This is a genomic window from Psychrobacter sp. TPE 89C (assembly GCF_055522395.1).
This window is the reverse complement of the sequence record NZ_JBVFXW010000014.1, coordinates 13,033-37,739: the sequence shown is the minus strand read 5'-3', so window position 1 is coordinate 37,739 and position 24,707 is coordinate 13,033. Positions and strand designations below refer to the sequence as shown.

23 protein-coding genes are annotated in these 24,707 nt (G+C 42.9%); 9 read left to right on the top strand and 14 right to left on the bottom strand.

What is annotated here, in order from left to right; all coding sequences use genetic code 11:
• Positions 1 to 103 precede the first annotated feature (103 nt).
• The 3 genes from ACZW67_RS06360 to ACZW67_RS06350 all read left to right on the top strand — a co-directional run bounded on the left by ACZW67_RS06360 (position 104) and on the right by ACZW67_RS06350 (position 2,615).
• Entirely contained in the window at positions 104 to 1,432 is a 1,329-nt protein-coding gene (locus ACZW67_RS06360; protein ID WP_465182579.1) for a fatty acid desaturase family protein, read from the top strand.
• A 175-nt stretch (positions 1,433 to 1,607) separates the two neighbouring features.
• Positions 1,608 to 1,901 (top strand): GNAT family N-acetyltransferase, encoded by a 294-nt coding sequence (locus ACZW67_RS06355; RefSeq protein ID WP_110921997.1) that lies wholly within the window; start codon positions 1,608 to 1,610, stop codon positions 1,899 to 1,901.
• Positions 1,902 to 2,321: 420 nt separating this feature from the next.
• On the top strand, positions 2,322 to 2,615 hold the full coding sequence (locus ACZW67_RS06350; protein WP_110921998.1) for a 4a-hydroxytetrahydrobiopterin dehydratase: 294 nt from the start codon (positions 2,322 to 2,324) through the stop codon (positions 2,613 to 2,615).
• A 127-nt stretch (positions 2,616 to 2,742) separates the two neighbouring features.
• Here ACZW67_RS06350 and ACZW67_RS06345 read toward each other — a convergent pair whose 3' ends face one another.
• On the bottom strand, positions 2,743 to 2,898 hold the full coding sequence (locus ACZW67_RS06345; protein ID WP_082624527.1) for a DUF1328 domain-containing protein: 156 nt from the start codon (positions 2,896 to 2,898) through the stop codon (positions 2,743 to 2,745).
• A gap of 578 nt (positions 2,899 to 3,476) precedes the next feature.
• Here ACZW67_RS06345 and ACZW67_RS06340 point away from each other — a divergent pair.
• Both ACZW67_RS06340 and ACZW67_RS06335 read left to right on the top strand, forming a co-directional pair.
• Entirely contained in the window at positions 3,477 to 4,763 is a 1,287-nt protein-coding gene (locus tag ACZW67_RS06340) for a saccharopine dehydrogenase family protein (protein WP_465182578.1), read from the top strand.
• Between the two features lie 613 nt (positions 4,764 to 5,376).
• Complete coding sequence (locus ACZW67_RS06335; RefSeq protein ID WP_465182577.1) at positions 5,377 to 5,817, top strand: hypothetical protein; 441 nt, start codon at positions 5,377 to 5,379, stop codon at positions 5,815 to 5,817.
• A gap of 206 nt (positions 5,818 to 6,023) precedes the next feature.
• On the opposite strand, the gene ACZW67_RS06330 is transcribed toward ACZW67_RS06335, so the two are convergent.
• Positions 6,024 to 8,561 (bottom strand): Tex family protein, encoded by a 2,538-nt coding sequence (locus ACZW67_RS06330; RefSeq protein WP_465182576.1) that lies wholly within the window; start codon positions 8,559 to 8,561, stop codon positions 6,024 to 6,026.
• Positions 8,562 to 8,952: 391 nt separating this feature from the next.
• On the opposite strand from ACZW67_RS06330, the gene ompR reads away from it, so the two are divergent.
• On the top strand, positions 8,953 to 9,711 hold the full coding sequence (ompR, locus tag ACZW67_RS06325) for an osmolarity response regulator transcription factor OmpR (RefSeq protein ID WP_197099647.1): 759 nt from the start codon (positions 8,953 to 8,955) through the stop codon (positions 9,709 to 9,711).
• Between the two features lie 79 nt (positions 9,712 to 9,790).
• Positions 9,791 to 11,014 carry a CobW family GTP-binding protein gene (locus ACZW67_RS06320; protein WP_465182575.1) on the top strand — a complete coding sequence of 408 codons (1,224 nt, stop codon included), beginning with the start codon at positions 9,791 to 9,793 and terminating at the stop codon, positions 11,012 to 11,014.
• Between the two features lie 61 nt (positions 11,015 to 11,075).
• Here ACZW67_RS06320 and ACZW67_RS06315 read toward each other — a convergent pair whose 3' ends face one another.
• The 4 genes from ACZW67_RS06315 to ubiG form a co-directional block, all read right to left on the bottom strand.
• On the bottom strand, positions 11,076 to 11,342 hold the full coding sequence (locus ACZW67_RS06315; RefSeq protein ID WP_110922005.1) for a DksA/TraR family C4-type zinc finger protein: 267 nt from the start codon (positions 11,340 to 11,342) through the stop codon (positions 11,076 to 11,078).
• Positions 11,343 to 11,494: 152 nt separating this feature from the next.
• Complete coding sequence (locus ACZW67_RS06310; RefSeq protein ID WP_465182595.1) at positions 11,495 to 12,280, bottom strand: YciK family oxidoreductase; 786 nt, start codon at positions 12,278 to 12,280, stop codon at positions 11,495 to 11,497.
• A 146-nt stretch (positions 12,281 to 12,426) separates the two neighbouring features.
• Positions 12,427 to 13,137 (bottom strand): HAD family hydrolase, encoded by a 711-nt coding sequence (locus ACZW67_RS06305; protein ID WP_197099645.1) that lies wholly within the window; start codon positions 13,135 to 13,137, stop codon positions 12,427 to 12,429.
• A gap of 77 nt (positions 13,138 to 13,214) precedes the next feature.
• Entirely contained in the window at positions 13,215 to 14,042 is an 828-nt protein-coding gene (ubiG, locus tag ACZW67_RS06300) for a bifunctional 2-polyprenyl-6-hydroxyphenol methylase/3-demethylubiquinol 3-O-methyltransferase UbiG (protein ID WP_465182574.1), read from the bottom strand.
• A 462-nt stretch (positions 14,043 to 14,504) separates the two neighbouring features.
• Between ubiG and ACZW67_RS06295 the strand changes: the two genes are divergently transcribed.
• Complete coding sequence (locus ACZW67_RS06295) at positions 14,505 to 15,128, top strand: thiol:disulfide interchange protein DsbA/DsbL (RefSeq protein ID WP_197099643.1); 624 nt, start codon at positions 14,505 to 14,507, stop codon at positions 15,126 to 15,128.
• A gap of 195 nt (positions 15,129 to 15,323) precedes the next feature.
• Here the strand turns inward: ACZW67_RS06295 and yjgA are convergent, their stop codons facing one another.
• The 8 genes from yjgA to mazG all read right to left on the bottom strand — a co-directional run bounded on the left by yjgA (position 15,324) and on the right by mazG (position 23,004).
• The gene (gene yjgA / locus ACZW67_RS06290) at positions 15,324 to 15,836 is read right to left on the bottom strand and encodes a ribosome biogenesis factor YjgA (protein WP_110922009.1); all 513 of its coding nucleotides are present in this window, start codon (positions 15,834 to 15,836) and stop codon (positions 15,324 to 15,326) included.
• Between the two features lie 49 nt (positions 15,837 to 15,885).
• Complete coding sequence (gene rapZ / locus ACZW67_RS06285; protein WP_465182573.1) at positions 15,886 to 16,851, bottom strand: RNase adapter RapZ; 966 nt, start codon at positions 16,849 to 16,851, stop codon at positions 15,886 to 15,888.
• A 160-nt stretch (positions 16,852 to 17,011) separates the two neighbouring features.
• Complete coding sequence (gene panC / locus ACZW67_RS06280; RefSeq protein WP_465182572.1) at positions 17,012 to 17,911, bottom strand: pantoate--beta-alanine ligase; 900 nt, start codon at positions 17,909 to 17,911, stop codon at positions 17,012 to 17,014.
• 39 nt (positions 17,912 to 17,950) lie between these two features.
• Positions 17,951 to 18,751 (bottom strand): 3-methyl-2-oxobutanoate hydroxymethyltransferase, encoded by an 801-nt coding sequence (panB, locus tag ACZW67_RS06275; protein ID WP_465182571.1) that lies wholly within the window; start codon positions 18,749 to 18,751, stop codon positions 17,951 to 17,953.
• 92 nt (positions 18,752 to 18,843) lie between these two features.
• The gene (gene folK / locus ACZW67_RS06270; protein ID WP_465182570.1) at positions 18,844 to 19,377 is read right to left on the bottom strand and encodes a 2-amino-4-hydroxy-6-hydroxymethyldihydropteridine diphosphokinase; all 534 of its coding nucleotides are present in this window, start codon (positions 19,375 to 19,377) and stop codon (positions 18,844 to 18,846) included.
• Positions 19,370 to 21,598 carry a polynucleotide adenylyltransferase PcnB gene (gene pcnB / locus ACZW67_RS06265; protein WP_465182569.1) on the bottom strand — a complete coding sequence of 743 codons (2,229 nt, stop codon included), beginning with the start codon at positions 21,596 to 21,598 and terminating at the stop codon, positions 19,370 to 19,372. Before pcnB ends, folK begins: the two co-directional genes overlap by 8 nt.
• 166 nt (positions 21,599 to 21,764) lie before the next feature.
• The gene (locus ACZW67_RS06260; protein WP_465182568.1) at positions 21,765 to 22,139 is read right to left on the bottom strand and encodes a ComEA family DNA-binding protein; all 375 of its coding nucleotides are present in this window, start codon (positions 22,137 to 22,139) and stop codon (positions 21,765 to 21,767) included.
• Entirely contained in the window at positions 22,123 to 23,004 is an 882-nt protein-coding gene (gene mazG, locus ACZW67_RS06255) for a nucleoside triphosphate pyrophosphohydrolase (RefSeq protein WP_201588896.1), read from the bottom strand. Before mazG ends, ACZW67_RS06260 begins: the two co-directional genes overlap by 17 nt.
• Positions 23,005 to 23,192: 188 nt before the next feature.
• Between mazG and ACZW67_RS06250 the strand changes: the two genes are divergently transcribed.
• Complete coding sequence (locus ACZW67_RS06250) at positions 23,193 to 24,680, top strand: phosphohexomutase domain-containing protein (protein WP_465182567.1); 1,488 nt, start codon at positions 23,193 to 23,195, stop codon at positions 24,678 to 24,680.
• Positions 24,681 to 24,707: the final 27 nt, after the last annotated feature.

The window sequence follows — 24,707 nt, the reverse complement described above, 5'->3', positions numbered from 1 at the left end:
GATGATTAAAAACCATGAGTCATGGTTGTCCAATAAGATCTAGACATCTGATGAAACCAACCCTATGACATTCGATATTAATAGCCTTAGTTAAGGAATTTCTATGCGTTTATTACCGCCTATGTTCACTGCACAATCTGCCGTATCTACATTTTCGACAGACACGAATATGCAATTAAAACAAAAGCGCTATCCAACATTAACGGGTGCACAATTACCAAAAGACCAAAGCGATGCGCTAGCCGATGAATTGAACACGCTATATCAAAGTGTCATGGATTCACTGGGTAGCGATGATGCGCGTTATATTCAACGTGTACATGCCACTGTAGTCTATAGCGAGATTGTCTCTCGTGGTTTACTTGCAGTGGCTGGGCGTATGCCATCGAAACGCAGTCTGGTTGCTACTTGGTTACTTGGTACCTCTCTACTGAGCTTCAGTAAAATTTTGAATAATATGGAGCTTGGACATAACGTCATGCACGGGCAATATGACTGGATGCAGCATCCCTATCTCAACAGTCAAAAATTTGATTGGGACATCGTTTGCCCTGCACCGCTATGGCAACATTCACACAATTATTTGCATCACACGTTTACCAATATCGTTGGCCGTGACCATGACGTCGGCTATCATTTAATTCGCGTGACTGACGAGCAGCCTTGGACACCAAGCGACCGTTATAACCTGTTCAGTACTATGGTATTGGCCTTGGGGTTTGAGTGGGCAGTCGCCTTTCATGATATTCAAATTAGTGCTGATGAATATGCTGATTCGCCGCAGCTCACAGAGATAATGCAACCAAAATCTCGTGGTTTATTTGCCAAAATTGCAAGGCAGGTCGGCAAAGACCATATCGCATTTCCTACTATAGCGGGGCTGGCGTTAGGTCGACGTAGTGCGATGACCACATTGAGCGGTAATATCACTGCAAATATGACGCGCAATTTATGGACCTGGGCAGTAATATTTTGTGGGCATTTCACAGACCAAGCACATATTTATACTGAGCTTGATACCAATGAAAGTAAAGGTGACTGGTATATACGGCAAATTCTCGGCTCTAGTAATATCCAAGGTAGCAAGTTATTCCATATTTTGACCGGCAATTTATCACATCAGATTGAGCATCATATCTTTCCTGATATGCCAGCCAACCACTACGCTCGCATATCACCGCAAGTACAGGACATATGCCGCAAATACAATCTACCCTACAATACTGGCCGTTTTGGTCGCCAGCTGCGTCAGGTCATCGGACGCATACGTCATTTTAGTAAGCCGAGCGCCGAGGAATGGCAGGCGTATTTACAGTCGCAAGCTACCAAATCGACTCATGCTGCTAAAGAAGAGCAAGATGATGCTCCAATCATCCGTGGGTTAGGAAAGCACCTCCCCCCTGTCATGCGCCAAGCTTTGTTTTATTTGTAGGGCATCGCCAACATAGACATAGTCAGTTGTTCCAACGACTCTTAACATTTGGCCTATCTACTCTTACGGTAAAGAGCTATAGATTAGATGACAAAATACGCATAATAAGAAGTAGAAATATAGACACAAACGATAACTGACAATAATGACACTTAATAAATAATGGAGAGTAGCTATGAGTAATCAAACTGCTGAACAACCTATAAAAATTAGCCACGACATAGAAGCCAAACGATTTGAGACTGCTATCGACGGTCACATTGGCTATATCAGCTATCAAGAGCGTGATGGCAAACTGATCTACGACCACACTATCGTACCGCAAGCTTTAGGCGGACGCGGTGTCGGGTCAACATTGGTCAAACACGCACTCAATTATGCACGTGAGAATGATAAGAAAGTGGTGCCACAATGTTCATTTGTATCGTCATACATCAATAAACATCCAGAATATAAAGACTTGCTGTAATCCAATACTAGCAAATATATTCTAAGCAAAAATTCAGCCTTACCTTCTTTTTTATTTGTTGTCTGCACTCGTATATTTATCTTTAAATATATGGCAAGATGACAAATACAGGAGCGGTTTATTTCTTATAATAATTTATAGAATAAGGCACTTTTACATTTATTCTGTATCGTTAGTCGCACCGTATTAGATGTTATCTAGGGCGTGTCCTCAATTCAAACGAGTGTCCTCTAAATGGGCTAAAAACAGCTAAATCTTGCCAAACATCGTCAAATAGTTGGTCAATATCTCGATATTATCTGCACTATTTTCCTCGTTTGACGGCAATTTATCTCATTTTTATCACCATTTTTAAAATGAGGACACGCCCTAATATAAGTTTTAATAAACCAAGTCAGCATAACAATAAAGGTTATTAATATGAGTAGTCTATCTGATAAACAAGTGGATTTGCAGCTAGAAGATTTGCCAGGCTGGCAGCGTGATGGCAATGCTATCGTGAAAACATATCACTTTAGCGATTTTATTGAAGCCATGAGCTTTATGAATCAAGCGGCATTTTATGCTGAAGCACTTGAGCATCACCCTGAGTGGCGTAATACCTATAACGTGGTAGAAGTGCGACTCACCACTGATGATACGGGCGGCATTACCAGTCATGATATTCGTCTGGCCAAACGTATGGAATATATTATCCAACCTAAACGCTTATAGTAATGTGTGAATAACTTTTGATATTTGAATAAACAGTTCAAAGAAAATTAGCCATAAAAAAGTCCTCATGATATATGAGGACTTTTTTTTAACGATTTATTTTTATTTAGTATTCCATGGCTAATTATTACATCTTGCGGCTTACGAACGCGACGATGAATAAAATGACAGCTACAGCTAAGAAAATGTATGCCAAATTAGCAGACAGTCCAGCGACACCGCCAAAACCTAAAAAACTTGCCAACAATGCGATTACAGCAAAAATAATAGCCCAACGAAACATAATCTTCTCCTTAAATAGTTATTGAAAAATCAGACATAAGACTCATAAGATAAGTACCAATTAAAACTGGAAAATGCTGACCAGTACAATCAATAGCTATTATCCATATTCATCCTGTTGTATCTGACCTCTCCTTTTTTGTTTTTAGTATTAGTGATATTTTTAGTATTAGTAATAACTGCTTACGACCTTAGATTAGCAATATTCATCTTCAAAAAACGTTCACTTTGGTAATAAAATCGGTAAGTTATGTAATCTTTGTAGCAAATCTTAGCTTTCTAGCATTTTTCTCTAGTTTTATAGGACTTGTGTATAGAGAGAGTGAGTTGGTTTTTATTGGCTATCATTTTCACCATATAATCTGATATAAACAGTAAGTAGCAAATACCTTTTATTTATCATTATTACCTTCCAAGACAGTTTTTTGTAAAAAACAAATGCCAATTATGATAGCCGTAGTCAGATAAATATTTCATTCGTATAGATAATTTGGCTTAGTCTTAGTTGTGCTAAGTCATTCATCAAGAAACCATTCATTTTAAAGTGACTCATTCAATAACCTATTAAGGATAATAAATATGGATACCAATACGGAAACCTCCAACAACACACTACAAAGCAGTAGTAAAAACCGTCCTTACGCGGTTGTTCTATACGGTGCAACCAGCTTCGTTGGAAAAATTACGGCACATTATCTAACAGAGTTTTTGTCCAATGCCAAAGACGCAAATGGTGCTAATGTCACGTGGGCCATAGCAGGTCGTGACGAAGCAAAACTGAATGAGCTACAGTCAGAGCTAGCTAGCAAAGTAGATATCATTATTGCTAACAGTAATGATTCGGCGAGCCTCGATGAGATGACCAAACAGACCCAAGTCATCATTTCTACCGTCGGCCCCTACCTCAAGTATGGTGAACCTCTGATTAAATCTTGCAGTACTAATGGTACAGATTATGTCGACCTCACGGGTGAAGCCATCTTTATCAAAGACATGATGGATAAATATCAAGATGCAGCAAAACAAAGCGGTGCTCGCATCGTCAACTCATGCGGCTTTGACTCTATTCCATCAGACTTGGGTGTCTACTTTACGCAAATAAAAGCAGAAGAAAAGTTTGGTGAAGCATGTGATGTGATTCATATGCGTGTAAAAGCAGCAAAAGGTGGTCTGTCGGGCGGTACCATTGCCTCAATGGCGACTATTTTTGAAGAAGTCGGGAAAGATAAATCACGTCGTAAGCAGGTAGCAAACCCTTATTTACTCAATGATGATACAGATGCACCAAACGTGCGCCAAGACAATGTCAGCAAGCCAGAATACGACAGTGAGCATAAGCGTTGGCTTGCACCTTTTGTGATGGCAAGTATCAATACTCGTATCGTACATCGTAGCAATCAGCTACTCGGCTATGAATATGGTCGTGGCTTTAAATATGACGAAGCAATGTGGATGAAAGATGGGGTGCAGGGTAAGCTATCAAGCTATGCCTTGAGCGCAGGTTTGTTTGGATTTGCCACAGCCATGATGATTACACCGAGCCGTGAGTTATTATCCAAACACGTATTGCCCAAATCAGGTTCTGGCCCGTCTAAAGAAGAGCAGAAAAACGGCTATTTTGATATTCGTCTCTTTGGACAAACCACCAAGAAAGACACGATTAATACCAAAGTCACGGGTGATAAAGATCCTGGCTACGGAAGCACCTCGCGCATGCTGGCTCAAGCAGCACTGTGTTTGGCACAAGATGTCAGTAAAGAGACTGTTGGCGGTGGTTTTTGGACACCAGCATCTGCGATGGGTGATCAGTTACTTACACGCTTAGAAGAGCATGCAGGATTGAGTTTCGAAGTCATCGACCATTAATGTCGTTAACCCTATATAGAAGAGATATAGCATGAAGTTTGCTCAAATTAGCAGCTGTAGCAATTTTACTTAGCCTTCTTACTTTCCAATTCTCTTTGAACGACGATAGCTAGTAAGAAATTTAATTTTTAGTACTCTTCTAACCGTATCTTGATATCGAGGTACGGTTTCTTAGTATTGAGATTTCATAACGATTTTAAGGAAGAGAAAAATACATCGCAACTACCAATACATGCTCCATTACAACAACAAAAATACAGTCATTGCACGATGTCACATGAAAACATCAAGCTGTGAGACTATTAATTTATGTACTACTGAATTAATGTGAGCTTAATTGGTATTCTCCTCTACAGAGTTTATGACTGGTCAATAGTCAGTTAATAATATCATCTTACTCAATCATGATAGCCAACATAGCGGTTATCATGATTTTATTTTACCTATATATTATTTGTTAAATATACTAAATATATATATTTAAAATTATAAACAGCTCTATGTTATACAAAACAAGTTATACGAAATAATATTGAACACTGGTTAGTTTAAGAGTTTTTAATAAGACTATTTTGAACTGGCACATTAAATTTGTAACTCAAGGAATTAATCCATGCAAAAACGTATTTTATCTATCCTTATCAGCGCAGCGCTGACTCTTCCAAGTTTGGCAATGGCAGCACCTGCAAATATGAAACCAGTAGATATGCAAAAAGCAGCTGCTGATAGCGCGATGCAAGCTAACGTTGAAAGTGCAGAGGGTGAGATCGCTTCTGCTGAATCTAGCCCATTTCAAATCAGTGAAACTCAAACTATTTCTATTGCGCGAACCAATAGCAATGCAGGCATGGCTACTCAAGTAGAAGGCATGCAGCAGCCAGATATGCAACAACCGCACGACATGCAACAGCCAGACGACATGCAACAGCCAGACGACATGCAACAGCCAGACGACATGCAACAACCAGACATGCAGCAACCAAACATGCAACAGCCAAATATGCAACAGCCAAATATGCAACAGCCAAATATGCAACAACCTATCATCAGATAGTTAAGCAATATCAGCTAACGAATTACGTAAAGCCGTAATTTCATGTTGTGCTTCCAAAAATAAAAGGCAGCGGTGGTGTATTAATGACCACGCACCTAACCAATCTTAAGATACTTTATTTTTTGCGAATGACATAAATGATAGACAAAAAAAGGCAGCCTGATGGCTGCCTTTTTTTGTCTTATAAAACTTAGTTGCCCATTAGGCTACTTCTTGGTTTTGGTTACACCAGCTTCTTGCAACAGTGCACCGAGGGTACCCATCTTGCTAGGCGCTTCAGTTTTCTCAGCTCTTGGCGCTTTGCTACGATTATTGCTAGCATTGCCTTTGTCCTGACGATCACCACGTGGCTTACTTGGTCGCTTGTCAACAGCTGGACGGCTGCTATTTGGGCGATTGCTACGTGGACGACTAACTTTCTCATCAGAGCCAGTTTCTTTCACAGTAGGTTTTGCTGCTGGACGTGCTGGTTTTTCAGACTCAGGCTTCATGCTGAAACCAATACGACCACGCTTTTCATCAATAGAGATGACACGTACTGACACGATATCACCCGGCTTGACACGGTTCATAGGATCAGCGACGAAATCGTTGGCCATCTGTGAAATATGAACCAAACCATCCTGATGAACACCGACATCGACGAAACAACCGAAAGCGGTCACGTTGGTCACGACACCTTCAAGCTGCATGCCTTCTTCTAAATCTTTGATGCTATTTACGTCATCACGGAAGTTGGCCGTCTTAAACTCAGGACGTGGATCACGTGCTGGTTTAGCCAGTTCGTCTAAGATTGCTTTTATGCTGATATTGTCATCATTAGCAGCAATCGAAGTGGCATCGATAGTATTTAATATGCCATCATTACCGATAATTTCTGGCAACGCTTTGCCGGTTTGCGCAAGTAAGCTATCGACCAGCGCATAGCTTTCTGGATGCACACCGGTGGCGTCAAGTGGATTACTACCATCATGGATACGCAAGAAGCCTGCTGCTTGTTCAAACGTCTTAGCACCCAAGCGTGGGACATTTTTCAATGACTCACGACTGTCAAACGCACCATGTTCTTTACGATAGGTCACGATTTGTTGAGCGACATTGCGATTCAGACCAGCGATGTGTGCCAAAATAGCAGGGCTAGCAGTGTTCACATCGACACCAACCGCGTTTACGCTATCTTGAGTCACTTTGTCTAGACTATCTGCTAGCTGAGTCTGATTCACGTCATGCTGATATTGACCCACACCAATGGCTTTTGGATCAACCTTAACGAGCTCTGACAATGGATCTTGCAGACGACGAGCGATAGATACTGCGCCACGTACAGAGACGTCCATATTGCCAAGCTCATCACTCGCAAGCTCACTGGCTGAATAGACAGATGCACCCGACTCATTAACGATAACCGCTTTGGCCTTTAACTCAGAATTGGCTGCCAAAATCTCTTTAATCATCGCATCTGTTTCGCGACTTGCCGTACCATTCCCGATAGCCACTAGATCGACGTTATAAGTGCTTAACAATTCATCAATGACTTTTTTGGCTTCACCCATTTTATTATCAGGGGCAAACGGATAGACGGTTGAAACAACAGGCTTGTCTTCGCTGTCTAGCATAACATGGCCTTGAGCATCGACAATCGACATTTTGACACCGTGGCGAATACCAGGATCGACACCTAAAATAACTTTACGGCCGGCAGGTGCTGACATTAACAAGTGCTGCAGGTTATTTGCAAATACATCAATAGCATCTGCTTCAGCGGTCAGACGTTTTTCAGTCAATAAGCGATGTTCAATATGCGGACGCCATTTGTCTTTCCATAGGCTGCTAGCCGCTTCTGTTAAAAACTCACGGCGAGCTGCTGGTACAGTAGCATCAACACTGAAATGGCTAATAGCTTTTTCGATAAACGGTGCGTCTTCGCCTTCAATTTTCAGACCCAAAACGTTTTCTTGGCGACCACGTAGCATCGCTAATAGGCGATGATTAGGCAGACGAGCTAGGCTTTCGCTGTGCTCAAAGTAATCTTTGAATTTTTCACCGACTTCACGTTTTTCATCACTAGCAACGCTCGATACGATACTGGCCGTCTTGGCGAAACCACTGCGCAAGTTGTCTAGCAAATCTAGTGCTTGCGTCCATTCATCAACGATGATGGCTTGTACACCAGCCAATTGCTTTTCGATATCGCTGAAATCAACGTCAATCTCATTACCACTATCATCGGTAATGCTAGATTGTACTTGATAGTCTGCTAGTGCGTCTGTTGGGGTAATCTCTTGTGTTAGCACCGCTTGGGCAGCAACATCGAGACCAGCAGCACGTGCTTTAGCAGCAGGTGAACGGCGACGTGGACGATACGGTAGGTAGATGTCTTCTAACTCAAGCTTAGACGTCGCATTATCGATACGCGACTGTAGCTCATCGGTCAAATTACCTTGCGTGCTGAGCAGCTCAGTAATTTTTAGGCGACGGGTGGCCATGTCACGCTCATAATTGAGAGACTTCTCTAACGCTCGTAATTGCGCATCATCAAGATCCTGAGTCTTCTCTTTGCGGTAACGGGCAATAAACGGAACAGTCGCGCCTTCATCGTAAAGTTTGACAAACGCATTGACTTGAGCAGTCTTAATGCCAAGCGCGCGAGCAAGCTTGTCGTGAATATTCGCGTGTGTGGTTGCATCCAAAACCTTTGCATTTGTCGAGGTTTGAGATGGCGTTAAGGTATCAGTGCTACTCATATACGTATCAATCGTTGAGAAATGTAGTTTTGCATTATAGCAAAAGCTGCATGAATAAAAATCCTTTTTATCTTTTCGTTATTTATCGCGTGTTTTATATCAAAAATCGCCGAATATCATAGGTTCTGTCGCCTTGTTAAACAAACGCATACAGCATTTGTCCTTATGAGTGATGCAATTAGTTGTGCAATCTTATACACTAAAGTATCAATAACTAAAATATCGGTATGTTCTGATACATTGAACAATAGTTTTCAATTATGTGAAGATATTGCTTCTGACCAGTAATTAGATAATGATACTATTTTTATTCATAATTTTTCACACATGTTTTACACATGTTGTTATGTATATTTTCTGCTAATAATAATTTTTATAAGAGGATGCCTGTATGCCTGATAATACCAGCCCCGATACTTTGACTCAGCGTATTTTAGTCGTCGATGACGATGCACGTCTGCGCTCGTTGTTACAACGCTTTCTGGAAGACGACGGTTTTGTCGTTCGTACTGCTCATGATGGCAGTCAGATGGACAAGTTAATGCAGCGCGAACTGTTTTCTTTAGTCGTACTAGATTTGATGTTACCAGGCGAAGACGGTATTAGTATTTGCCAACGTCTGCGCGAAGACAATGGTGACATCCCTATCATTATGCTGACCGCTAAAGGTGGCGATGCAGATCGCATTGCAGGACTCGAAGCGGGTGCTGATGATTATCTGCCTAAGCCATTTAATCCAAAAGAGCTATTGGCCCGTATCAAAGCCGTACTGCGTCGCCAAAACCGCGAGCTACCTGGTGCACCAAGCCATCAGCTTGAAGTGGTTGAATTTGGGCCGTGGACATTAGACTTATCGACTCGTACGCTCAAACGTGACGGCAACGTTGTTACCTTAACAACAGGTGAGTTTTCGGTACTAAAAGCTTTAGTACAGCATCCACGTGAGCCATTGACCCGTGACAAACTGATGAACCTTGCACGTGGTCGTGAATGGGGTGCGATGGAGCGCTCTATCGATGTACAGGTATCACGTTTACGTCGCCTGATCGAAGATAACCCATCTCAAGCACGCTACATCCAGACTGTTTGGGGCGTGGGCTATGTATTCGTCCCTGATGAAGCTGAAGTAGAAGCCATTAAGGGTGAATAACCTTTGGCTGATGTCATTCCTTTTAATATAGGCCGTGTTTGTAAACAAGCAAACACGTGCCAATATGATGAGCATATCTGTGAAAAACCCTATTATCTTTCAAAACATACCCTGCACCTTGGTGACGGGGTTTTTGGGTGCTGGCAAAACCACTGTCATTAATCAGCTGCTTGCAACAAAACCAACTGATGAACGCTGGGCATTACTGATTAATGAATTTGGTCGTATTGGTATTGATGGTGCATTACTAGCCAGCTCACAAGACAACTTGAATGAGCAAAAGAACATTGCGATTCGTGAGGTCAGCGGTGGCTGTATTTGCTGTACCAGTCAACTGCCTTTACAAATAGCTATCAGCCGCCTACTTAGTGAGCACCATCCACAGCGCCTGCTCATTGAGCCGACAGGACTTGCCCATCCACGTGAGCTTATCATGCAACTCAGTGCTCCGCATTGGCAGACAGCGCTGAAAATGCAAGCGGTGATAACCGTACTTAGTGGTGCGCAATGGCAACAAGATAAATATCGCAATCATGATGGGTTTCAAGCGCATGTCCGCGATGCTGATGTGTTAGTGATTAACCGCTATATCCAACTAAGCGGTAGCGAAAAACAGGCATTACAAGCGTGGGTAATCACTTTAAATCCGCAGGTAAATATCATTTGGACAGTATCTGAGCAGGTATCTCATGATACGAGTGACTCATCCAATATCCATCTATCAAAATCAAGCCTATCAGAGTTAGGCATTCAACTGACCAAGCCTAGTCAGACTATATCAAAACAACGCACGATAAATATCGCTCGCCCTAACAAGTCAGTGATTGGCTTACAACCTCGGGTTGGCGCTATATCAGCTGCTTCGTTATCTTCCCCATCGTCCAACGCCCTAGTAGACAATGACGATGAGACCATTACCGATACAGAGCAGCCTTACCGCTATCATGAAACGCAGCAAGACATATTATTGGCAGGATGGCGACTGCCAGCACACTATGTATTGAAAGCTGATGAATTACAGAGTTGGCTATTAAGGCTACCAAGCTGGCAACGCATCAAAGGCGTGGTACGTACGTCTGATGGCTGGCTACAGATTAACTTTACTCCTGACAGCTTGACCACGAGCACGGTCAGCCCTCAGGTAGATAGTCGATTGGAAATCATCTTGCAGTTGGATGAAGTTAGTGATGATGACAACGATTCAGCGGTAGAAAGCGACGGTTCAGAAGAAAGAGATAAGACAGCGCTTTCTTCTATAGACTGGGAATCATACGATACTGAGCTAATGGCATTGGTTATATAGTAATAGATAAAAAAAGGGCGAACATTGCGATATAAAATAGCAATGTCCGCCCTTTTACTTTTTAGCGTAGTTGACTGTCTTTACTGCCCCGACGATTGAACAATTCGGCAGCGCGTGCCTCTTGTTCAAGTTCTGTCTGACAACCTACGCAGTGTTGAATACCTGGTACGGCTAAACGCCTTGCCTCTGGAATAGGATTGCCACATTCATCACACAGCTCAGCACTATCACCCGTTGGCAGTGAACGTCGTGCCCGTTCTAACGCATCATTAACGGTCGCATCCATCTGCTCGTGCTCAGCACCATCTCTTGACCAGCCACCTGCCATAATTCCATCCTATTTATTATCATTAGATATTACAAATCACTTTAATAACAGATAGATGGGGTTGTTTATAACTGATTACAACCTACTGCTAGGTGCAAAAGCTATGTATGAAAGTGCTAAATAACGATATTCCCTAGCAGAAAACCACACTATCAATCTTTTGGTTGCAGCTCGACCACTTGCCCGCGTACACCGATGCTGTCATCACTCATCAGACAAACATAGCCTGCCATGATATCTTCAGGTGTTTTTAGGCTCATAGGATTTTCACCTGGGTATGCATGGGCGCGCATGTTGGTACGAGTACCGCCAGGATTGACACAGTTAAAACGCAAGTTAGTGGTGCTCTGCGTCTCCTGAGTAAAGATATCACTCATACCCTCTACGGCTTGCTTTGAGAGCGCATAAGCCCCCCAAAATGCACGAGGATGTGTGCCAACTGTGCTAGACGTAAAGACAATAGAGCCATTATCCGCATCTTTAAGTAATGGTAGCAACGCTTGAGTGAGCATAAACGTCGAGGTGAAGTTAACTTTCATCACTTGAGCAAAGGTATCAACATCATACATCTCAAGCGGCGTCAGCTGTCCAAGCAGACCTGCATTGTGCAAGATACCATCCAGTTTACCGACTTCTTTGCCAATCAATCCTTCGAGCTGCTGCATTTCAGCATACGTTGCGCCTTCTAGATTCATCGGTAGCATCGCTGGTTGCTTACCACCAAAACTCTCTATCTCATCATACACATATTCCAGCTTGCTACTGGTACGACCCAATAGCAGCACCGTTGCACCATAGCGAGCGTAGGTTAGTGCAGCGACTCGACCAATACCATCACCGGCACCTGTCACCAAAATAGTTTTACCATCTAAACAATTATCAGATGGCATAAAACGACGAATATCATCATGAGTTAAAGGTTTCTTGGTGTTTTGCATATCTTGTTGCTCAGCCGATTGGTCAATATTTGCGCTCATGTAATTGCTCACTGCTTATCGTTTAATAGGTTGGAATGTTTTCTTACATTGTCTGATTCAAAACTGTCTATTGGGTATCACTTATATCCAAACCTTTACTCAATAATTTATAAATAATCAAATTTACCAGATGACAGCAGCAATTTGTTCAATTGCTCAGGTGTCTCGGTAATGTAGTCTGCGCCCCACTTCTTTAGGTTTTTTTGATCTTGCGGCGGGATATAACCATATGCTGCCAAAATCGTCGGCATGCCAGCTGCGTTGCCAGATTCGATATCGCGTATATGATCGCCAACATAAATCACACAGCCAGCCGCACCACGAGGTATACCTAGCTTTTCGAGCGCCATATACATAGGCTCTGGATCAGGTTTTGGGCGAGACACGTCATCAGGACAGACCAACACAGCACAGCGTTCGTCCAACTGCATTGTGCTTAATAGTTTCTCTGCCAAATAACGCGGCTTGTTAGTCACGATACCCCATGGCACTCTTTTCGCTTCGAGGTCTGTAAGCACTTCCTCTAATTCAGCGAATACACAGCTATCGACACATATATCTGCCTCATAATCATCCAAAAACTGCTGACGAAAATCAAGCAAGGTTTCTTCACTGACATCGAGTTGCTCGTTATGTCGTAACATCAACTGTACCATCGCTGAGGCACCGGCAGAAACCTGCTCACGTATCTCCGACTCAGGTGGTGCTTGCCAATTGTTTTCGAGGCTCATCTTACCGATGATACGGACGAAGTCAGCAGCAGTATCAATTAAGGTCCCATCGAGGTCAAACAACACTGCTTTTACAAATTGGGCCATAGCAAATACTCTCAAGGTGAATAACAAGATTAATAAAATATGATGTCACAAAAGCAACCGAACACAGTATCAGATTTTTACGCCATTGGTTTTTGTACAGCAATCATATAATTGACATCGACATTCTGTGCCAGCCAATAACGCTTGGTCAATGGATCATAATGCAACCCAATGATGTCTTTACGCACAAATCCAGCATTGCCTGCCATTTTATCTAATTCGGCTGGGGTAATAAACTTGGCATAATCATGGGTACCACGATCGAGTAAGCGCAGTACGTATTCTGCTCCAACAATGGCAAACAAGTATGACTTGGGGTTACGGTTAATGGTCGAAAGCACACAAACCCCGCCTGGTGCTAGCAGATCAAAACAAGCCTGCACAATTGAACTCGGATCAGGAACATGCTCAAGCATTTCCATACAACTCACCACATCGAACTGACCTGCATGCGTCTGTGCTAAGGTCTCTACTGGGATATGTTGATAACGCAAGGTATCCTCTAAACCGCTCTGCTCTGCATGTAACGCTGCTGCTTTTAGATTTTCAGTACCTAAATCAACACCCGTCACATCAGCGCCACGACGTGCCATTGATTCTGACAATATACCGCCGCCACAACCGACATCCAGCACTTTTTTACCCGCTAATCCAGTCTCAGCTGACTTGCTAGAGTCATGACTTTGATAACTGCGCTTAACATTTTCTTCTATCCAATTTAAGCGTAATGGATTGATTTCATGTAAGGTTGCAAACGCGCCCGTATTGCTCCACCATTCACTGGCCAGTTTATTAAATTTTTCAACTTCGCTAGGATCGACATTGATAGCATTAGCATGGATGTCATCGGCAGTGGTATTCATTTGCTCATTCAAAGAAGGCTGGGAAGATAGAGCTGAACTCATAGCGTTTTTCCTTTATTGTCATTATCATGTACAGTACGCAATTATGCGTTTAATATTAGCATGCGAGCAGCAATTTTGTTGTGAGGACATCGTCACCGATTGTGAAGTGTAATCACAAACTCTAGCCAATCACTACTTTAAATCGTTTAGGTAGCCATCCTTGCTAATAAGCTCAAGTAGCATACCATTCAGGCGGCCAAACTCTAAAAAACAAGATTAAAAACCATAAAAATCAATAATAATGAGCGTATAGAACAATAAGCAATATACCTTAAATAATAGCTCACAGCTTTACAACCATTGGTTAAGAATCAGATTCACAAGTACACACATTTTACATTATCATAGTCGATACGCTATTATAGTTAGATTATACTCGACGCTATACCGTTTATACACTCAAAACTATTGCTATAGAAGCCTCCTAACACACCCTAAATCTCTACATCTCAAGGATAAAGTATGAAACGTGTCATCACACTGACTGGTCTAGCCATGGCTATTGGTCTTGCCACTACAGGCGCACAAGCCGCTGATTATGTCGCTGGAAAAGACTATCGCGTGCTAGACAATCCAGAAAAAATTAGCGGTGATGCTATCATTGTTCGTGAGTTTTTTTGGTACGGTTGCCCGCATTGTAACGTGTTGAATCCACATATGGAAAAATGGGCAAAGAACAAAGACAAAGACGTTGCTTTCTTCAAAACCCCAGCAGCAATGAATCCTGTTTGGGAAACCAATGCTCGTGGTTTCTATGCAGCACAGTTATTAGGATTCGAAAGCAAAACACATGATGCCATGTTTGACGCAATCCACAAAGATGGTAAAAAACTGTTTGACCAACAGTCAATAAGCAAATGGTATGGTTCGCAAGGTGTTGACGAGAAAAAATTCAACAGCCTTTATAATTCATTCGCTGTTGGTACAAAAATTGGTCGCTCACAAGCTGGCGCCAAACGCTATCAAGTATCAGGTGTACCAACGGTTGTGGTACAAGGTAAATATGTCATCAGTGGTCAAGACGCTACTGTACCTAAGATCGTTGACTTTCTAGTCGATAAAGTTCGTGCTGAAAAGAAGAAATAATATAGCTTGTATCTATTACATATAGATAAGAGAGATATTAAGCCATACAAAAAAGCCAATCATTATATGATTGGCTTTTTTGTGTTTCAGTATTGCTGATTAAATATTTTAGCTAGCCTGTAGGTCTATAAACACTGTGTACCTATAAACTGTGGTGTCTATAAACTAAGCCTGACTATCAAGTTTATACGTTCGTTATTTTTTTAGCTGTGACAATATGGCCACTTCACGAATATAACTGGCCAAATCTGCTTTTGACTCTGACATTAGCTCATCATCATTTGTATGCTTAGCATACTCAATCCAAAGCAATAGCTGATACATACTATGGTGCTCAGAAGCTTTGTATTGTTTAACAAACTGCTTGAGCGTACCTTCATCATTGATATTGAGACGCTCATACCAGCTCTCTATCTTAGAAACTTGCTCTTTAGGAAAGTATGAATCAAATAATGCCTTGATCAGCTCATGACGATTTTCTTCAATCATAAGCTTGCCAACACGTTTGGTCTGACGATTACGTGCATTGGCGCTAGTAATATCGGCAAGTGCCATCAGCTCTGCCATAAAATAATCACTGGCAGGCAAGGCTTTTAGCTGTTTTTTTGACAAACTAGCAAGCGGTATCGATAACTGCTGCAAGCGCTCATGGGCTTTTTTGAGTTCTGTGCGCGAGACGCGCATATCCTGTTCTTTCCAGTCGATCATAAAAGCTTTCCAAAATAGTAAATAATAAAATGAATAGTGTCTGCTGCTATTACCAGCGACTTTTTTCGCGATGTTTAGCCAGCACTTTTACGCCTTTCGGCATAACATCAGCAAGACGACGCTGTAAATTATCGGTGATGAATACGGAACGGTGCTTGCCACCAGTGCAGCCAATCGCCACTGTCACCGTATGGCGGTTATTGTGCAAAAAATCTGGTAGCCAACGTGTTAGGAACTTTTCGAGATCATCGGTCATCTCGGTGACTTCTGGATAATCGGCAAAGAAGGCTGCCACTTCAGTATCTAGACCTGTCGACGTACGTAGTTCAGGGTTCCAATGTGGATTGGGCAAAATTCTCACATCGAATACAAAATCAGCATCAATAGGACTGCCGTATTTAAAACCGAAAGACAGCAAATTAATGACTATCTGATTGTCGACACCGATATGTTCACGCAAACTGTCTTTTAATTGATGGATATTCAGCGTGCTGGTATCAATTCTAATATCGGCATGACTAGCTATTGGCTCTAATAACTCAACTTCTTTTTTTATCGCAGCCGGTAGATTGAAAGTAATATGTTTCGCATTGTCATTATCGGTATCCTGTGACATCAAAGGATGTACCCGGCGAGTTGCATTAAAACGGGCGATTAGTGTACTCTCTTGCGCAGTCACATAGAGCACTTGAACAGCGTTTGCGCCATACGTTTTTTTGAGCAGATCATGTGTTTGTGCAAAGTTAGATAAATCAGCGCGCGGCGTGCGAATATCGACACCAAGCGCAATACGATGAATACCACTTTCGTTGACCAATTTATGCGCTGCATCGGGTAACAAGGACAGTGGTAGATTATCGATAGAGTAGTATCCCAAATCTTCTAAGATATTCAATACCGAGGTTTTACCTGATCCTGAACGGCCCGATACAACGAGAATACTAAGTGTGTCAGAGGTTGCTCTACGTGCTGCCGGCTCAGACTGATCGTTGTTTTCGCCTTGATTTATATCCATGCTCTACCCATCCTAGTTCATTGCATCTAACAAATCGCCATGTATAGTCAATCCTCTATAAAAGAGTGACAGCGTTAACCTCGCTTGAAGTATTACATATACATCTACACTCGGTTGCCTTGATTCTCTTTTAAACTGAATCAACTATAGCTAACAGTAGCTAACCTACTATCACCAATTGATTGTCCAACAAACGCGCACGCCCTAGCCAAGCAGCAACCAGAATAATCAAGTTTTTATTTTCTACATTAAAATTATCAGTCTCACTAACGACCGAGTCTAGCGTGTCAGTTTTTATTTCTAAATAATCAATCGTGAAACCAGCATCAGTAATACGCAGTTGGGTTTCTGCTAGCAATGATTGAACAACTTGCGGATTCTGCTCACCAGTCTCTAACCGTTCTGCTAAATACTGCAACGCTTGATGTAATACTGGTGCTATGTGACGCTCAGTAGCGCTTAAGTATTGGTTCCGCGATGATAGTGCCAAGCCATCAGTAGCACGGACAATGGGTGCACCGATAATATCAATGGGGTAACTTAAATCACGTACCAACTGCTGAATAATCGCTAACTGCTGGTAGTCTTTTTGTCCAAAAACAGCAACATCAGGTTGTACGATATTAAACAATTTGGAAACGACAATACCAACACCATCAAAATGTCCTGGGCGCGACTGACCACATAACTGAGTCGTAATAGCACCAGTAAGAACGGAGGTCGGTGGCGGTAATACTGGGTACATCTCATCAATACTAGGCGCAAAGACATAGTCTGTATCAACAGTGGCTAGCTTTGCAACATCTTCATCAAGTGTGCGAGGATAGCTATCAAAGTCCTCTCCTTCTCCAAACTGAGTAGGATTGACAAAAATACTAACCACTACAATATCAGCATGTTGCTTAGCAATCTTCACTAATTCAAGGTGGCCATCATGCAAGTTACCCATCGTGGGTACTAAGGCAATACGCGGTTGGCTGCTCTGATTCTCGTTTTCTTGACCACGATAAGGCCTTAAAGCAGCACGCAGTCCTGAGATATGATGATGGATAATAGGCATGATTGAATATTCTTCTATCTATAATCGTAAAACTAACTATTAATTGAATTGATGCTGTTCAGTAGGAAAGCTGCCTTCACGTACTGACTGCTGATAAAGGGCAAATGCCCCTTCAATACTGTGCGCAGTATTACGCTCATCTGTCAGAAAATCATGAACAAAGCGTGGCACACGGCCGTGAGCCATGCCTAACATGTCATGCATAACCAAGACTTGGCCGTCAGTATCTGCACCAGCACCAATGCCAATAACTGGCACAGCAACTGCATCTGTCACTGCTTTTGCAAGCTCAGCAGGCACACATTCTAATACTAGTAGTGCAGCACCTGCAGCAACAACTGCTTTGGCATCAGTAAGCAACTTGTCCGCCGCTTCATCACCACGACCCTGAATTTTGTAGCCGCCAAAGACATTGACTGACTGCGGCGTCAGACCAAGATGCACACAAGTGGGTGTGCCTGCCTGTGCTAATGTCGTGACCAACTCACAAAGCTCGCTACCGCCTTCAATTTTGATCACGTGCGCGCCAGCTTGCATCAGCTTACGGCTATTAGCAATCGCTTCTGGCAGTGTCACATAACTCATAAACGGCAGATCAGATAAAATGAGTGCATGGCTGTTACTACGGGCAATATTGGCTGTATGATAAGCCATATCATCGACCGTCACGGGCAGCGTTGAGTCATAACCTTGCACGACCATGCCCAAACTATCACCGATTAAGATGGTATCAATCTCTGCCTTGTCCATCATCCGTGCAAACATAGAGTCATAGCACGTCAAGCAAGTGAACTTAGCACCTTCTTTTTTAAATTTATTTAAAGTAGATAACGTCGTCATATGACCCTCAATTATTCTGCTGTGCAGCTACTCATTAATATTTTTTATCAGTCATTAACAATGCTAACGACGACTATTCTAACATTTGAAAATCATGCGTCGTTTGCCAGTAACTTCAAACCTGTCCAATCTGCACTCTGTAGATACTCACCGATCGGCATACCTTTGATTATCAAGTTTGGCGCCAATTCCCGAAGCGGTATCAGTACAAAGTTACGCTCAGTCAATCCAACATGCGGTACGCTTAATTGTGGCTCTGCAATGCGCACGTCACCATACAATAAAATATCGACATCGAGACTACGCTCTCCCCAATGTCGTAGGCGTGCACGCATGGCTTGCGACTCTAACTGCTGGCAAAATGCAAGCAGCTCAAGCGCGGGTAACGTCGTCTCAAAACCAACAACTGCATTGACAAAATCAGGCTGATCTTGCGGCCCCATCGGTGCTGATGCATAAAATGAGGATACTTGAATCTCACGCACCTGCTCATGCTCTCGCATCGTTGCAACTGCTTGCTGCAAGTGCTCTGCTGGTGAACCCAGCTCATTAGCGAGATTGCTACCCAAACCTATATAGCAGGTAACCCAACCAGTATTATCCGTATTGTTATCCATATTAGGCATTTTCAATACTTGGCTGACGACGGCGACGCTTCGATGGCACAGGGCCCTTATTGTCACTCACGTTATTAGCAGTAACCTTGCTATGAGCCGCTTGACTGGTTTTAGCAGCTTTGCTTTCTACCGCTTTTGCTGATTTTTTAGCTGTTGCAGGAGCAGTAACTTTCGCTACTTGCTTATGTTCTGACGGCTTCTTGGCTTTAGTATCTGCTGTATCAGCGGACTGAACTGCCGACTTAGGTACTTTTTTCGTATACTTAGCACTAGCAGTAGCTTGCTCGTTATTAGCCGCTATCTGAGGCGTTACACTGCCTACAGTAGGCTCACGACGACGGCGCTTATGCGGTATCGGCTCATTGTTCATACTTACTAGTGCAGGCGATCTGGCCACCGAACGAGTAATATGTGTTGTAGATACAGGCTGAGTCTCTGATGGTTTAGCGCTAGATGATGGAACACTATTTGAACGAGCCGGACGTGTACCTTCTACTCGCTCCGCCTTCTTAGACGACGTGTTCTGAGTTGCTGCTTTTTGCTGCACAGGTTCATTAGAACGTTTAGACTTATCATTACCTGACAGTTGCTTTTGTAATGGTGGCACGACTTTCTCATGCTCTATAACAAATAACGGCGCAGGCTTAGAATGATGACGTTTATTTGCCGTTTGGCTGCTAGTATTGGCAAGAGACAACTGCTGCAATTGGGCAAGCTCATTACTGTCTTGCTTTGCTTGCTGAAACTCATGGCTATTGCTTTTGTTGCTACCAGACTGCTTAGCAGGAGCTGATTGACTAGCAGCGCGGCGACGGCGTGCTGGAATATTTGACGCATCATTTACCATTGTCTGCTCATTCCTACCCTGCTCGGCACTGTTACTCGCTTTGCTTTGCTTGGTGTTTTTTTGATGAGAGACTGTGTTATCACCACTGTTTGACTCTGGCTTTTGACGATTGCGTCCACGACCACGCTGTCCCTGCTGCTTATAGGCACCACGGCGAATATTTTCGTCAAACTCATCAACAGCTTGCTCTTGGTCTTGCTCAGACAGTGTCTGATACGTCTGCCACCAGTCGCCCATACCGTTGGTAGACTCTGACAACGGATGCTCAGCATCACCGCATTGCTCGCGCAATAATAAAAAGTCAAAACCCGCACGAAAGCGTGGATGCTCAGAGAGCTGGACGATTTGTTTGCTACGTGGGGCGGCAAGTTTTGGCTGTAATACCCAAATATCACGGATAAACTGCTCTGCAAACTTAGGAATCGCGGTCTTAATACGTTGACGATCGATCACTTTACCAGCAGCGTGCATTTGTGCTTCAGCAAATGGCATATTACGTTTTTTAGCTTTTGCCAATTGATGAAGGTAGTTTTCCCACAATAGCGCGGCATAAAAGAACGCAGGATTGATACTTTTGCCCGCTGCAATACGTTTGTCCGTATTGATGGCTACTTGTTTGACTAGCGCACTTGGCTCAGACGGTGGATAAATAATTAAGCTGTCAATCGCACCTGATTCAAACAACAACGGCAGCAGTGGTACTAAATAGCCACCCGTAAACATCTTCTGCGTTTCATCATAGAGGCGATGCGGTGATATTTGCTCAAGTAGCGCCCAATTACCATCATGAAACTGATCAGACAATGCTTCATCAAATTCAAAACCGAGCTTAGCCTTAAAACGTAAGGCACGTAATAACCGTACTGGATCTTCTTCTATACGAACGGGCGCATGGCCAAGCAGTCGAATGATTTTGTTATCAATATCTTCAAGCGCACCACAAAAATCATGAACCACACCTTTAAGCGGTTGATAATAGAGTGCGTTGATAGAAAAATCACGACGAGAGAAATCCTGTTTGATATCACCCCAAACATTATCACGCAGAATCATGCCATCTTGATTGGTATTAGCATCACTCGTTGGCGGACCACGGAAAGTAGCAACCTCAATCAGTTCTCTGCCTGAATACACGTGCGCCAACTGGAAGCGACGACCGATAATACGGCAGCGCTTACCAAAGACGTCTTTGATTTCATGCGGTTTAGCATCAGTGACCGCATCAAAGTCTTTTGGACGCAGACCCAATAAGGTGTCACGCACACCGCCACCGACGATATATGCGTCAAACCCAGCTCGGGTTAAAGTGGCAATTACTTCAGTAATGGAATTGGGTAATTCAGATTTATTCAGTTCTAACTGCTTGGCGGCACGCTCGGCCATGCATCTACTCCTCGCCGGTATTCTTTGACCACCCCTGATGAACACAGCGTTTATCAGGCGGATGTACCCACTAGTTTAACAAATTTTGGACGCAGTAGGTGTGTTATGACATTTACTTACGTGCTATTTTGTCAATATCGGGGTTAATTAAAGCAAAATAATGCCTCTAATCTTGTATGCTTAAACGTCCTCGATTTTTCTCAACGGTTTTTGCACCAATACCTTTGACCTTTACTAACTCATCAACTGTCTTAAAGTTGCCAAACATCTCACGATATAAAATAATCGCTTGGGCCTTGCTGCTGCCGATACCATTGAGTGAAACCAACTCACCTTCGCTGGCACGATTAATATTCACAGTATATTGCTCACGCGCTTGAGTTTTGGCATTTTCTTGTGACAACAGGTACTCATAGGCACGCTGAGGATTATCAAAACAGGGCGCAGCATTAGCATTATTAAGCATCAAGATAGCCAAAACACAACCTAAAATCGCTGTCTTGGCTACGCTAACAAACGAGATTTTAGGATGAGCGTTCATGTTGTTTCGCCGCTTCCCACAATGCATCCATTTCTGTTATATCGCTGTCTTCCAAACGCTTGCCAGCTGCATCTAATTGCGCTTCAATATAACCAAAACGTGACTTAAATTTATGCACACACGTCAGCGTTGCTGTTTCTGCATCAAGGTTTAACTTGCGCGCGACATTGACTAGGGCAAACATACAATCACCCAGTTCTTTTTCAACTTCTCTGATATTGGCTTTGCTTATGTCGTATTTAGCAGCTTCTTTAGACTTATCCGTCAACTCATTTTTTAGCTCGGCAATCTCTTCATCCAGCTTATCCACTGCCCCTGCAATTCCTTCCCAATCAAACCCCAATTTTGAGGCTTGCTTTTGCACATCTTGTGCTTGCATGAGTGCACTACCCGCTTTGGTATTATCCAAACGTCGCTTTGGTTTACCGCGTGCCTCGCGTGCGTGCTGCTCTTCCGCTTTAATCTCATCCCAGCGTACTTTTACCGCTGCATCGTCTGTTAGTGTTTCGGCCTCAAATACATGCGGATGACGACGAATCAGCTTCTCTTGTAGAGTAGTAATAACGTCACTCATATCAAAACGCCCTTGCTCAGCATACATCTGACAATGAAACACAACTTGGAGTAGCACATCGCCTAGCTCGCCTTTGATATCTTCATCATCATCGCTTTGTACCGCTTCGCCTAGCTCATAAGCCTCTTCGATGGCATAAGGAATGAGGCTATGATTGCTTTGCTTTTTATCCCATGGACAATCAACTCGCAGCCGCGCCATCAATGCTAAAAGATCATCAAGCTGGCCTGTGGCTTCTGGTGTTCCTTGTACTGGTACAGGCACTGTGATTTTATTGTCGAGAGTATTCATAAGGGAGGCTCTTATCATTTTGTTTGTTATTTTATTCGATGGCTTAGTATAAAGTTAATCAATAACTATTGGCGCGCGTTTGGTTCATCATTGAGTGGTTAGTGTATCATTGAACCCTGATTGGCCTATAATTGTGCTATCTACTTTATTATTTTACCGCTGCTCACGCGCAAGGAAATTCTACCATTATGTCTACTTCTGCGACCATTAGCTATCAGCCAAAAACTGAATTCAATCCTATTACGATCAGCTCATTCAAAGCTTACGATATACGTGGTGAGCTTGGCGTTAATCTGGATGAAGAGATTGCTTACCGTATTGGGCGTGCCTTTGCGCAGATTCTATATCAGCGTCATAGTACAGTAAGTGAGACTCATGACAATGATATGACAAATCTAAAACCTGCCATTGTCATCGGCAGCGACATTCGTCATTCTAGTGAACAGCTTAAACAAGCCGCCATAGCAGGTATTATTGATGCTGGTATTGATGTGATTGATTTGGGTATGACTGGTACTGAGGAGGTATATTTTGCCACCAGTCATTATCAGGCGTTGGGTGGTATCGAAGTCACTGCCAGTCACAATCCTATCAATTATAATGGCTTGAAATTGGTCAAAGAACATTCAAAACCGATCAGTGCCGATGATGGGCTGGCAGAGATTCAGGCGCTTGCAGAATCTGGCAAATTCACGACTGACAATCCATCAGGAAAACTACAATTATTGACCGATAAAAGTTCTTATGTCGATCATGTCATGACATTTATTGATACGGATAAACTAAAGCCGCTCAAGCTGGTCATTAACTCAGGCAATGGCAGTGCTGGCCCAGTGGTTGATTTATTAATTGATAAGCTAGCACAAGTAGATGCACCGATTGAAGTGATTAAACTGCATCATGCCCCTGATGGCAGCTTCCCCAATGGCATTCCCAACCCTATGATTGAAGCCAACAGAGTGGCTACCCAGCAAGCTGTATTGGAAAACAATGCTGATCTTGGCATTGCTTTTGATGGTGACTTTGATCGCTGTTTCCTATTCGATGAACGTGGCGAATTTATCGATAGTAGCTACATCGTTGGTATGCTTGCGCAAGCCTTTTTGAATAAATATCCAAGTGAATCAATCGTCTATGATCCGCGAGTGATCTATAATACCGAAGCGGTGATAGAAGAACACGATGGTAAGGCCGTCATCAGTAAATCTGGACACTCATTCATTAAGCAAGTCATGCGTGACTCTGGCGCGGTATACGGGGGTGAAATGTCTGCCCATCACTATTTTCGTGACTTCTTCTATTGTGATAGCGGCATGATTCCTTGGCTATTAACCATTGAGCTATTGTCCATCACAGGTAAAACCTTATCCGAATTGGTCACAGGCTATATTGCCGCCTATCCCAGCTCAGGCGAATTAAACTTTCACCTCACCACTCACGATGCATCGACGATTATTAGCGCTATTGAAACCAAATTCAGTAGCGAGCAACCAATTAAATCGACGCTTGATGGCCTCAGCCTTAACTTTGGCGAGTGGCGCTTTAATCTGCGTGCTTCAAATACTGAGCCGCTTATCAGATTAAACATTGAAAGTCGCGGCAATCAAAAATTGTTAGCCAATAAGGTACAAGAAATAAAGGAATGGTTAGCAGCACAAGGTGCTGTACCAGCGTAAATTCATACTGTTCAATAAGAATAGCTT

Excerpts from the sequence above, each read along its gene's own strand:
- folK (WP_465182570.1), bottom strand. The coding sequence starts at position 19,377 with ATGCCTAATATGGATAACAATACGGATAATACTGGTTGGGTTACCTGC.
- ACZW67_RS06360 (WP_465182579.1), top strand. The coding sequence starts at position 104 with ATGCGTTTATTACCGCCTATGTTCACTGCACAATCTGCCGTATCTACA.
- panB (WP_465182571.1), bottom strand. The coding sequence starts at position 18,751 with ATGACGACGTTATCTACTTTAAATAAATTTAAAAAAGAAGGTGCTAAG.
- ACZW67_RS06355 (WP_110921997.1), top strand. The coding sequence starts at position 1,608 with ATGAGTAATCAAACTGCTGAACAACCTATAAAAATTAGCCACGACATA.
- ACZW67_RS06250 (WP_465182567.1), top strand. The coding sequence starts at position 23,193 with ATGTCTACTTCTGCGACCATTAGCTATCAGCCAAAAACTGAATTCAAT.
- panC (WP_465182572.1), bottom strand. The coding sequence starts at position 17,911 with ATGCCTATTATCCATCATCATATCTCAGGACTGCGTGCTGCTTTAAGG.
- ACZW67_RS06345 (WP_082624527.1), bottom strand. The coding sequence starts at position 2,898 with ATGTTTCGTTGGGCTATTATTTTTGCTGTAATCGCATTGTTGGCAAGT.
- ACZW67_RS06350 (WP_110921998.1), top strand. The coding sequence starts at position 2,322 with ATGAGTAGTCTATCTGATAAACAAGTGGATTTGCAGCTAGAAGATTTG.
- yjgA (WP_110922009.1), bottom strand. The coding sequence starts at position 15,836 with ATGATCGACTGGAAAGAACAGGATATGCGCGTCTCGCGCACAGAACTC.
- ACZW67_RS06315 (WP_110922005.1), bottom strand. The coding sequence starts at position 11,342 with ATGGCAGGTGGCTGGTCAAGAGATGGTGCTGAGCACGAGCAGATGGAT.
- ACZW67_RS06330 (WP_465182576.1), bottom strand. The coding sequence starts at position 8,561 with ATGAGTAGCACTGATACCTTAACGCCATCTCAAACCTCGACAAATGCA.
- ubiG (WP_465182574.1), bottom strand. The coding sequence starts at position 14,042 with ATGAGTTCAGCTCTATCTTCCCAGCCTTCTTTGAATGAGCAAATGAAT.
- ACZW67_RS06340 (WP_465182578.1), top strand. The coding sequence starts at position 3,477 with ATGGATACCAATACGGAAACCTCCAACAACACACTACAAAGCAGTAGT.
- pcnB (WP_465182569.1), bottom strand. The coding sequence starts at position 21,598 with ATGGCCGAGCGTGCCGCCAAGCAGTTAGAACTGAATAAATCTGAATTA.
- ACZW67_RS06335 (WP_465182577.1), top strand. The coding sequence starts at position 5,377 with ATGCAAAAACGTATTTTATCTATCCTTATCAGCGCAGCGCTGACTCTT.
- mazG (WP_201588896.1), bottom strand. The coding sequence starts at position 23,004 with ATGAATACTCTCGACAATAAAATCACAGTGCCTGTACCAGTACAAGGA.
- ompR (WP_197099647.1), top strand. The coding sequence starts at position 8,953 with ATGCCTGATAATACCAGCCCCGATACTTTGACTCAGCGTATTTTAGTC.
- ACZW67_RS06295 (WP_197099643.1), top strand. The coding sequence starts at position 14,505 with ATGAAACGTGTCATCACACTGACTGGTCTAGCCATGGCTATTGGTCTT.
- ACZW67_RS06305 (WP_197099645.1), bottom strand. The coding sequence starts at position 13,137 with ATGGCCCAATTTGTAAAAGCAGTGTTGTTTGACCTCGATGGGACCTTA.
- ACZW67_RS06310 (WP_465182595.1), bottom strand. The coding sequence starts at position 12,280 with ATGCAAAACACCAAGAAACCTTTAACTCATGATGATATTCGTCGTTTT.
- ACZW67_RS06260 (WP_465182568.1), bottom strand. The coding sequence starts at position 22,139 with ATGAACGCTCATCCTAAAATCTCGTTTGTTAGCGTAGCCAAGACAGCG.
- rapZ (WP_465182573.1), bottom strand. The coding sequence starts at position 16,851 with ATGGATATAAATCAAGGCGAAAACAACGATCAGTCTGAGCCGGCAGCA.